This is a genomic window from Maledivibacter sp. (genome assembly GCA_025210375.1).
GTDB lineage: Bacteria > Bacillota > Clostridia > Peptostreptococcales > Caminicellaceae > JAOASB01.
In genome coordinates, this window is sequence record JAOASB010000011.1 from 1 (window position 1) to 9,706 (window position 9,706).

General features: G+C 36.5%; 6 protein-coding genes, 11 tRNA genes, 1 pseudogene and 1 riboswitch. All 18 genes and pseudogenes read left to right on the forward strand.

The genetic code is table 11. The features are described from left to right. Positions 1–58 precede the first annotated feature (58 nt). The 18 genes and pseudogenes from N4A68_03715 to N4A68_03800 all read left to right on the forward strand — a co-directional run bounded on the left by N4A68_03715 (position 59) and on the right by N4A68_03800 (position 9,151). Positions 59–134: transfer RNA gene (locus tag N4A68_03715), tRNA-Thr, on the forward strand. A gap of 9 nt (positions 135–143) precedes the next feature. After that, positions 144–228: transfer RNA gene (locus tag N4A68_03720), tRNA-Tyr, on the forward strand. 83 nt (positions 229–311) lie between these two features. Beyond that, positions 312–395 (forward strand) — tRNA-Leu (locus N4A68_03725). 6 nt (positions 396–401) lie between these two features. Next, positions 402–476: transfer RNA gene (locus N4A68_03730), tRNA-Gly, on the forward strand. A gap of 13 nt (positions 477–489) precedes the next feature. After that, a tRNA-Gly gene (locus tag N4A68_03735) sits at positions 490–563 on the forward strand. 6 nt (positions 564–569) lie between these two features. Beyond that, positions 570–646 (forward strand) — tRNA-Arg (locus N4A68_03740). A gap of 54 nt (positions 647–700) precedes the next feature. After that, positions 701–776: transfer RNA gene (locus N4A68_03745), tRNA-Lys, on the forward strand. 75 nt (positions 777–851) lie between these two features. Next, positions 852–940 (forward strand) — tRNA-Ser (locus tag N4A68_03750). Between the two features lie 9 nt (positions 941–949). After that, positions 950–1,026, forward strand: a tRNA-Ile gene (locus N4A68_03755). A gap of 201 nt (positions 1,027–1,227) precedes the next feature. Then, positions 1,228–1,304: transfer RNA gene (locus N4A68_03760), tRNA-Pro, on the forward strand. Between the two features lie 7 nt (positions 1,305–1,311). After that, a tRNA-Phe gene (locus tag N4A68_03765) sits at positions 1,312–1,387 on the forward strand. Between the two features lie 121 nt (positions 1,388–1,508). Beyond that, positions 1,509–1,692, forward strand: a riboswitch (cobalamin riboswitch). Positions 1,693–1,818: 126 nt separating this feature from the next. After that, positions 1,819–3,066, forward strand: a complete 1,248-nt coding sequence (locus tag N4A68_03770; protein MCT4563424.1) for an ABC transporter substrate-binding protein — start codon at positions 1,819–1,821, stop codon at positions 3,064–3,066. A 2-nt stretch (positions 3,067–3,068) separates the two neighbouring features. Continuing rightward, positions 3,069–4,142, forward strand: a complete 1,074-nt coding sequence (locus N4A68_03775; protein MCT4563425.1) for an iron ABC transporter permease — start codon at positions 3,069–3,071, stop codon at positions 4,140–4,142. A 2-nt stretch (positions 4,143–4,144) separates the two neighbouring features. Then, entirely contained in the window at positions 4,145–4,909 is a 765-nt protein-coding gene (locus N4A68_03780; GenBank protein MCT4563426.1) for an ABC transporter ATP-binding protein, read from the forward strand. Positions 4,910–4,914: 5 nt separating this feature from the next. After that, on the forward strand, positions 4,915–6,411 hold the full coding sequence (locus tag N4A68_03785) for a nitrogenase component 1 (GenBank protein MCT4563427.1): 1,497 nt from the start codon (positions 4,915–4,917) through the stop codon (positions 6,409–6,411). 1 nt (position 6,412) lies between these two features. Then, positions 6,413–7,618, forward strand: a pseudogene (locus tag N4A68_03790) (nitrogenase component 1). After that, positions 7,593–8,381, forward strand: a complete 789-nt coding sequence (locus N4A68_03795) for a P-loop NTPase (GenBank protein ID MCT4563428.1) — start codon at positions 7,593–7,595, stop codon at positions 8,379–8,381. Before N4A68_03790 ends, N4A68_03795 begins: the two are co-directional and overlap by 26 nt. Further along, on the forward strand, positions 8,357–9,151 hold the full coding sequence (locus N4A68_03800) for a radical SAM protein (protein ID MCT4563429.1): 795 nt from the start codon (positions 8,357–8,359) through the stop codon (positions 9,149–9,151). Before N4A68_03795 ends, N4A68_03800 begins: the two co-directional genes overlap by 25 nt. Positions 9,152–9,706 lie beyond the last annotated feature (555 nt).

A 9,706-nucleotide genomic window follows, 5' to 3' on the forward strand; every position in this document is an offset into this window, starting at 1 on the left:
AACGCTAGCCTGTCACGCTAGAGGTCGAGAGTTCGAGTCTCTTCTGGATCGCCATTATGCTGGTGTAGCTCAATTGGCAGAGCAGCTGACTTGTAATCAGCAGGTTGCGGGTTCAAGTCCCATCACCAGCTCCATTTTAATCCGGAGGGATGCCCGAGTGGCTAAAGGGGGCGGACTGTAAATCCGTTGTCGACGACTACACTGGTTCGAATCCAGTTCCCTCCACCAAGTCAACAAAACTTTGTAGCGAGCTTTAGCTCGAGGGAAGATTTTGAGGTATTTACCGATAGGTAAATAGACTTCCTTTTTATGCGGGTATGGCGGAATTGGCAGACGCGCTAGACTTAGGATCTAGTGTCTTGTACGTGGGGGTTCAAGTCCCTCTACCCGCACCATATATTGCGGTAGTGGCTCAGTGGTAGAGCATCGCCTTGCCAAGGCGAGGGTCGAGGGTTCAAATCCCTTCTACCGCTCCAATTAAATTTATATGCGGGTGTAGCTCAGTGGTAGAGCCCCGGCCTTCCAAGCCGGTTGCGAGGGTTCGATCCCCTTCACCCGCTCCAAAATGTGTGCCCATAGCTCAGCAGGATAGAGCAACGGCCTTCTAAGCCGTGTGTCCGGGGTTCGAATCCCTGTGGGCACGCCATTAAGAATAACTAATTTTATAGAAGAGATATTCAAATGGTAGTTATCTTTATATGACCCATTAGCTCAGTCGGTAGAGCACCTGACTTTTAATCAGGGTGTCCCGCGTTCGAGTCGCGGATGGGTCACCAGTTTTATTTGTTCTTTCGAACAAATAAAAGGTAAATACCCTTTTGATGAAACGAGAGAAGCGAGTTTAATAATCCGGAGGGGTGTCCGAGTGGTTTAAGGAGCTGGTCTTGAAAACCAGTGACTCCGCAAGGGGCCGTGGGTTCGAATCCCACCTCCTCCGCCATAAAAACAAGGGCCTTTAGCTCAGTTGGTCAGAGCGTCCGGCTCATAACCGGCAGGTCCGGGGTTCGAGTCCCTGAAGGCCCACCAAGTCAACAAAACTTTATAGCCAGCTTTAGCTTGAAAAAGTTTTGTGGTTTTACCCATAGGTAAAAAGACTACCTTGTTAGTAAAATTTTGTAGCAAACTGTAGTTTGTTTGGGGGAAATTTTACGGTATTTGCTTAATAGCAAATAAGCTTCCTTGATGATCTATTAATTTTATATCGAATCTTTCAATGTTAATGTTTTTCGGGGTGTAGCGCAGTTTGGTAGCGCATCTGGTTTGGGACCAGAGGGTCGCGGGTTCAAATCCTGCCACCCCGACCATTACTTCGCCCAGATAGCTCAGTCGGTAGAGCAGGGGACTGAAAATCCCCGTGTCGGTGGTTCGATTCCGCCTCTGGGCACCAAGAAATAAAAAAGACTAGAATTTTTTCTAGTCTTTTTTATTTTTTTGATTTATTGCATATAGTGAATAAACTAGCATTAATTGACAAAAAAAGACATTGTGATAAAATATTAATGGCTACATAATTAAATAAACTATAAGGTGCCTATAAAATAGGGTAAAAGGGAAAACGGTGTAAATCCGTTACAGCCCCCGCTACTGTAAGTAGGTATGAAATCTTTAGAAGCCACTGAGCTATGCTTGGGAAGGTAAAGAGAGTAAGCTATACTACAAGTCAGGAAACCTGCCTTATATGTTCTAATAAAAACTTCGGTGGGAAGTCTATTATTAAGGTAAATTATATTTTGCCTAATAGTGTTAAGTTTTTTCCTACCCTTGGTAGGATTTTTTTATTGGACTTTTCAATAAAACGTTAAGGAGGATAAAATTAAAATGAAAAAGATTATATCATTATTGCTTGTTTTATGTCTATGTTTTTCTGTTATAGGATGTCAAAGTAAAGAGATGATTAATGAGCAGCAGACAAAGAATAGCCAAAATCAAGGTAAGTCGGAAGAAGTTGTATCAGAAGAAACAACACAAAATCATTATCCCGTTACAATTACCAATTATGATACTACGGGTGACAAGGTTGAACAGGTCTTTGAAAAATCACCGGAGAGAGTTGTGTGCATGGAAACACAAGTGGCTCAGGTTATGTTAGCCCTTGGGCTTGAAGAAAAAATTGTAGGTGTTGCAAAGTCCGTGGGGAATGTTTCGGATAAGTATTTAGACACTTTTAATGGCTTAGAGCTTCTAGCCGATGATGGCTATCCCGCTAAAGAGGTTGTTATCAATGCCGATCCCGATATGATCGCCGGTTGGGGTTCAGCATTCAGTGAAAAAAATCTTGGTTCAGTTAATGATTGGATTGACAAAGGGATTCATACTTATGCCATGGAAAACACCGTATCATCTAAAGTAACTGGACCTAGAACCGTAGAACGTATATATATAGATATACAAAATCTAGGAAAGATATTTAATGTGGAAGGTAAAGCAGAAAAGCTTATTGCTGATATGAAGGCTAGAGCAAAAGTAATAGATGAAGCGACGTCCATTTTAGATGATGAAAATAGGGTCAAAGTATTAACTGTACAAATGGTCTATGAAAATGAATTTTTTGGACGCTCAGAAAAAGACTTGACTGCCAACTTAATTCATGTAGCTGGGGGTATTTCCTTAGACAAAGAGTTCGGTAAGCAAAGTATGGAAAACATCATAGACCTTAATCCAGATGTGATATTAATTATAGATAGAACGGATTCCAAAGCTGAAGATAAAATCGCTGCCTTTAAAGCAAATTCTGCACTGGAAAATGTAAATGCAATTAAAAACAATAGATTTGTACCAGTAAAGTATGTGGACTTTTATGGTGGAGCATATGAAACAATGGAAGTCATAGAAATGATGGCTAAGTCATTCTATCCTAAAGAGTTAAAGGATCTCGATATTTCTAAAGTGAAAAACAATGTAACTGAGTACCCTATCACTATTACTAACAAAGAACAGCCTAGTCTTAAAAATTTAAATGCTGTTAAAAATGATAAGTTCTTAGTTATTGAGCATACTGCCTTTTATTGCGGAAGTTTACAAATCATTGATAGTATAGAGGCGCTTAATAGCCTAATTAATGAGTAATTATGACAAATAAGACTGAAGAAAAAGGTGGTATTACCTTAGGAGTTATCATAATTGGATTGGCACTATTATTAGTGCTATCCATTATTTTAGCCATAACCTTTGGACCAGTGTCTATAGATTATAAAGACGTGGCTAAAATATTATATTATAAAATATTTAAGATACATACATCGGAAGCTTTAAAAATACTAAAACTTCCTAAAGCGGAGATCATATGGAATATCCGTTTTCCTAGGGTGCTTATGGGTGCAGTAGTAGGTGCAGGGCTTGCCCTTTGTGGAGTTGTTATTCAAGCAGTAGTAAAGAACCCCCTCGCTAATCCATATATTCTTGGAGTATCATCGGGGGCTTCACTGGGTGCAACGGCAGCCATACTAGTTGGAGTATTTTCCTTTTTTGGACATTATGGAGTATCAGTAGGTGCCTTTACGGGTGCTATCCTTATCTCCATGTTTGTTTTCACAATTGCTTTTTCAGGGTCAGGTAGGGGAAATACTATAAAATTGCTGTTGGCAGGTATGGCGATTAATGCAATGTGTTCTGCCTTTACTAGCTTTATTATATATACAGCAGAGGATGCAGAAGGAATTCGCACCGTAACTTTTTGGTCTATGGGAGGATTAACTAGTGCGTCATGGAACCTACTACGTATACCATCGGTCATTGTGATACTAGGAACGATATTTTTCATTACACAATTTAGAATACTTAATGTCCTTTTGGTTGGAGAAGAGTCTGCCATAGCACTGGGAGTAAACGTAGTAAAAATAAGAAAGATATATTTAATTCTAAGTGCTTTAGTGACGGGAGTAGCTGTATCTGTATCCGGGACTATTGGCTTTGTAGGACTCATTATTCCCCATTGTATAAGAATGATATTTGGCTCTGATCACAGAAAAGTAGTCCCCATTTCTATTTTATGTGGGAGTATTTTTCTTATATGGTGCGATGTCGCTGCTAGAATGGTTCTAGGAGATGTAGAAGTTCCTATTGGTGTCATAACAGGTATGATAGGCGGGCCATTCTTCATCTATATGATGCTTACAAAGAGTTATGGTTTTGGAGGTGATTAAAGATGAAGATAACAGTAAAGGATGTTACGGTTAAGATAGGTACCAAAACTATCATAGAAAAAATATGTGCCAATATAAGTGATAATGAGTTTGTGGGCATAGTAGGGCCTAACGGTAGTGGGAAATCTACATTATTAAAATCTATATACAGAGTTATTAAACCCAATGCAGGTTTTATCACTCTAGATGATGTCAAACTAGATGAAATGAGTCTAAAGCAATCCGCAAAAAAACTAGGGGTTATGACTCAAATGAGTAACTTTAGCTTTGATTTTACAGTTAAGGAAGTAGTTATGATGGGGAGAACACCCCATAAGAAACTGCTAGAGCAAGATGATGATAAGGACTATAAAATAGTAGATGATGCTATGGAGAAAGTAGGTATGCAAAAATATGTGGGTAGAAAATTTAATACTTTATCCGGGGGAGAAAAGCAAAGAGTTCTTATTGCTAGGGCTATTGCTTCCCAGCCTAAAGCATTAATACTTGATGAACCAACTAATCATCTTGACATTCATTATCAAATAAGCCTATTGGATGTAGTAAAAAAGCTTGATATAGAAGTTTTTTCTGCTATGCATGACTTGAATCTAACATCAACATATTGTGACAAAGTATACGTCATGAATAAAGGAAGAATAGTAGCCTACGGTTCTCCTAAGGAAGTATTCACCAATAATTTATTAAAAGAAGTTTTTAAGGTAAATGCAATTATAGAAGAAAATTGCAAAACAGGTAAACCTAATATCATTTTTACAGGAGTATAAAAACTATGAGACAAAAATACTATGAAGAATTATCCATATCTATGTATCCTGCTGCATTACTTCATCGCTTTGGAGTTAATGGCAAGGTGTCAGGAAGTATATATGCTGTAGGGGAAATGAAGGGTGTTATTCCTATCATCCATGGGCCTAGAGGGTGCGGTTATCATTATAGGTATTCAGCTAGAAGAAGAAATTATCCCTATTATGATGTCATATCTAGTGAAATGGAAGAAAGGGAAATTATTTTTGGAGGAGAAGAAAAACTATATGAGACTATTATAAAAACCCATGAGCTTTATTCACCCAAGTTAATTGTGGTTATTCCCACACCTATATCCGATGTTATACACGATGATATTGTATCTGCTGTAAAAAGGGCAAGAGATAAGGGAATCAATGTAATAGATATAAAGTCTGAGCTTTTTTCCCATAGGGACAAGAGTTATTCGGCAAAGAGGTTTAAAGAGGTTGCCAAACAAAAATTTGGACAAAGCAAGAATCTTGATTTTGATATAAAGGGCTGTGGATTTACAGAAATGCTGTATGCAATTGTGGAGGATATAATGGTAAAAACAGAGGTGATCCCCCTCACTGTTAATATAGAAACTATTGGGTTTGGCCCCCATGGGAAACAAGTTCTAAGGGAAGTAGAAGATACTTTGGGCTTAGTAAATGTAAGGATTAATACATATTTTCCAAGTACTTCCTATGAAAAAGTAGTAACTATGTCATCGGCTTCCTTAAATATTGTTAGAAGATTAAGATGGGCTAAGAATATGAAGGAGAAATTCGGCACCCCATATCTTCAAATAAATACGACTGGAAGATACTCTGGTATCAAAGGGATATCTGAGTTTTATAGGGACATAGGTATACAACTTGGAATAGAAGATGCCATGGAAAACCTCATTAAGATTAAGGAAAAGAATGCCCTTGATAGGGTTTTACTATTCAAAGAAAAAATTTCTGCCTACAGGGTAATGATTATCAGTAGCAATATTCAATCGGTTCCGTATCTTATAAAGAAATATGCTGTTGATTATGGTATGAATATAATAGCCTGTACGGTTATATTAACTGAAAAAACAAAGAAAAATCTTGATATTGACGATGGAGTTCTTAGCAATCTTAAAAATAAAATAGGGAGTGCAATAAATGAATGTAGCAAAACCACTGAGTTATTGATAAATCCTACCCATAAAGAAGTGAAGAAAATATCAAGAAGATGTGATGTGATAGTAGGTACAGACGACTATAGTTTTCACGAACTTGGACTGCCTATTGTACATCCTAGGCATGATACTATGTCATTATCCTACGAATCATATATTAGTAGTGTAGAAAAAATGTATGGGAAATTGAAAACATCTGCAAATAAGCCTAATTTAATATTAAACAAATTAGAATATGATAGAGAAAGCTATCCTTTATTATCTAAAGGGAATATCATTGCCACAGAAAAAATGTGGTCAAAAATGTGGCTCCATAGAAAGGGTAAATAGTATGAAGTGTAGTAATCCGTGTAGAATATTTGGTGCGTATCAGGCCCTTGGTGGTATAGAAGATGGTGTAGTGCTTTTCCACTCCGTTGTAGGATGCCATTTTGCTAATATGAGTTTCCATGTCACAAGGGATATGGCTGATTTAAGGCAGACATGTACCATAATTAATGATAAAGATATAATTTTAAATGGGGAAAATTCTTTAAGATTGGCAATAGAAAATATTATTGAGTTATATAATCCAAGACTAATAACCGTTATTACTGGCTGTGTTAGTGAAATTGTAAAGGATGATGTGGATAGTGTAATTAATGAATTTAGACATTGTGTAGACATGGTTTATATAAACGGGGCAGGTTTCAAAAGCGACTTTGAAAAAGGCTACGAAGACGCATTGCATAAAGTTGTTAATACCTTTTGCACTAATGGAAAAAAGAATAAAAAACCCACTATAAATATTTTTGGTATGCTTTATGATGATTATAAGAAAGAACAGGATATACAAGCACTAAAGAAAGTAATTGGAGATAAAGTGGATATAGGCTTTATTTCTGCTAGTTGTACATTGGGAGATATTGAGAATATTACCCTTGCTGATGTCAATATAGTATTCGGTAGAGGTATAAAGGCTTGTAAGTTTTTAAAAGAAAAATACAATTAGCCCTATGTGCAAATAGACTATCCCTATGGAATAGAAGGTATAAAAGAACTTTTATATATCATTTCTGATACATTTAATATAGACTATTCACAAGAAATTAGAAGTATAGAAGAAAATAGTAAAAAAGCCTTCAGTAAAATTTATTCCTATTTAAAATCCTTGTATGGATTGCCAGTTTGCGTTGTAGGTAGCTATGCTAGGGCTAAGGGTATGAAAAGATTTCTTGAGATGGAGCTTGGGATGGAGGTAGTTTCCTTTGGTATAACCGAAAAAAGCTTTGATGTAGAAGAATTTATAGCTAATGTTTCCATATCCGACGCAGCTCTTATTTTTGGATCTTCCTTTGATGGAGATATTGCTGATAGACTAAAGGTTCCACTTATACCCTTTGAATATCCCGTTTATGATAGGGTTTCTATTAGTGATACACCCTATATAGGAGAAAGGGGTGCCATTAATCTAGCTGAGGATATTCTTAATGGGGTTATGATGGGAGTAAAAAACAGAGGAGCGCTTTATAATGAAGAAGATATGTATATATGGTAAAGGTGGTATAGGAAAGTCAACAACTGTATGTAATATAGCTGTTAGTTTTAGCCTTATGGGACTTAAAGTAGCAGTTATAGGCTGTGATCCAAAGGCTGATTCTACTCGAAATATTATGGGTAAGAAAATACCTACTTTACTGGATAATCATGACAATAAATCCTTTATCAACTATGGATATAATGGAATACTTTGTATAGAAGCTGGAGGCCCTCCTCCAGGTACAGGCTGTGCTGGTAGAGGTATTGTAGTAGCACTTGAAAAAATAAAAGAAGATAATCTGCTAGAAGGTATAGATGTGGTCATATATGATGTCATTGGTGACGTAGTTTGTGGAGGTTTTTCTTCACCCCTAAGGGAAAATATTGCCGATCAGGTATATATCGTTACTACTTCTGACTTCATGTCCCTGTATGCCGCTAATAATATCTGTAGAGGAATTCGAAAGTATGCTAAGACAGGGGATATTAGACTAGCGGGTATTATTGTAAACGGTAGAAGTAGTGTCGTAAATACTAATATGGTAGAAGACATAGCTAGGGAAATAGGGACCAAAATCATCGGTGTACTACCCATGAGTAAATATATTACACTAGCCGAAATGAGTAAAAAAACGGTTATGGAATTATACCCTGAAGAGAGTATAAGTCAAGATATTAAAAAATTGGCAGAGACTATATATAATAATAATAGTGCCTGCATACCGGTACCACTTTTAGACGAGGAGCTTGAAAAAATATGCCAGTCACATCTTTCAATATAATGGACAAACACCCTTGCTACGATGATAATCATAGAAGCTGTTATGGACGTATTCACCTTCCAGTCGCACCAAAATGCAATATTCAGTGTGGATATTGTGATAGGAAATACGATTGCGTCAATGAATCAAGACCGGGAGTTACTTCTAAGGTAATGACCCATGATCAAGTTGTTGATCATATCAAAAGACATAATACACCTGTAAACAATATTAAAGTAATAGGAATAGCAGGGCCAGGAGAACCCCTATATAACCCAGAGACATTCAAGACACTAAAGGTTTTAGATGAAGAATTTAAACAATTCATAAAATGTATTAGTACAAATGGTCTCTTGCTTGAAGATAAATTAGAACAACTTATTAAATATAATGTATCGGCGATAACTGTGACTCTTAATACTTTAAATAGTAATACTGCTAAGATGATATATGATTATACTGCAGGGTACTCCTATGAAGAGTTTATACAAAAGCAAATAAATGGGATAGTCAATGCCGTTAATGAAGGTGTAGCAGTTAAAATCAATACTGTAGCTATTTCTAGTGTAAATCTGGGGGAAATAGAAGAAATAGCCCAATTTGCTTATGAAGTTAAGGCTACGGTGATGAACGTGACTTCTTTAATTCCTCAAGCCAAATTTGCTGGATATAAAAAAATTTCCAGTAAAGAACTACAATACATCAGAGAAGTTTGTTCGAAATATATAAAACAATTATATGGCTGTAGTCAGTGCAGGGCAGATGCTGTGGGTATACCTAACAAGATTTGATACTTGTAGCTAAAAATACTTGATAAGCCCACTAATCACCTACATATAAAAACATCAGCTTGAATTTATAAAGGCGGTTGAAAATCTTGGTATCACAGTTGTTTCTGCTAGAATAAAAGCATAGTCCTGTTTTATTATTAGATCAAATTGCATAATTACCTTCTATAAAAGCCATCTACTATATATGGCTTTGGATTCTCCAAAACTATACTGTATATAGTATGTGGTTTCTTCAATAAAAGAACATAGACCATACTGATTATTGCATTCAATAAATTACCATTTGACTTTGATGTTGATGCATGGTAGAATAGTTTTTGTCGCTGATAAACGGCGGCAAAAAAAATGTCAAAAAAAAGTGTTGACATGAAATGAAAGACCTGCTATAATAAATCTTGTCGCTGAAACAAGCGAAAAAAACTTTGGACATTGAAAACTAAACAGTGTAAGGAATTAAACCTTAGTTTGATAATCAATTCAAACTATAAAGAAACGCCAGTTTTATTTTAAGAGTTTGATCCTGGCTCAGGATGAACGCTGGCGGCGTGCTTAACA

Coding starts and splice junctions, on each gene's coding strand:
- N4A68_03770 (MCT4563424.1), top strand. CDS start 1,819: ATGAAAAAGATTATATCATTATTGCTTGTTTTATGTCTATGTTTTTCT.
- N4A68_03780 (MCT4563426.1), top strand. CDS start 4,145: ATGAAGATAACAGTAAAGGATGTTACGGTTAAGATAGGTACCAAAACT.
- N4A68_03775 (MCT4563425.1), top strand. CDS start 3,069: ATGACAAATAAGACTGAAGAAAAAGGTGGTATTACCTTAGGAGTTATC.
- N4A68_03785 (MCT4563427.1), top strand. CDS start 4,915: ATGAGACAAAAATACTATGAAGAATTATCCATATCTATGTATCCTGCT.
- N4A68_03800 (MCT4563429.1), top strand. CDS start 8,357: ATGCCAGTCACATCTTTCAATATAATGGACAAACACCCTTGCTACGAT.
- N4A68_03795 (MCT4563428.1), top strand. CDS start 7,593: ATGAAGAAGATATGTATATATGGTAAAGGTGGTATAGGAAAGTCAACA.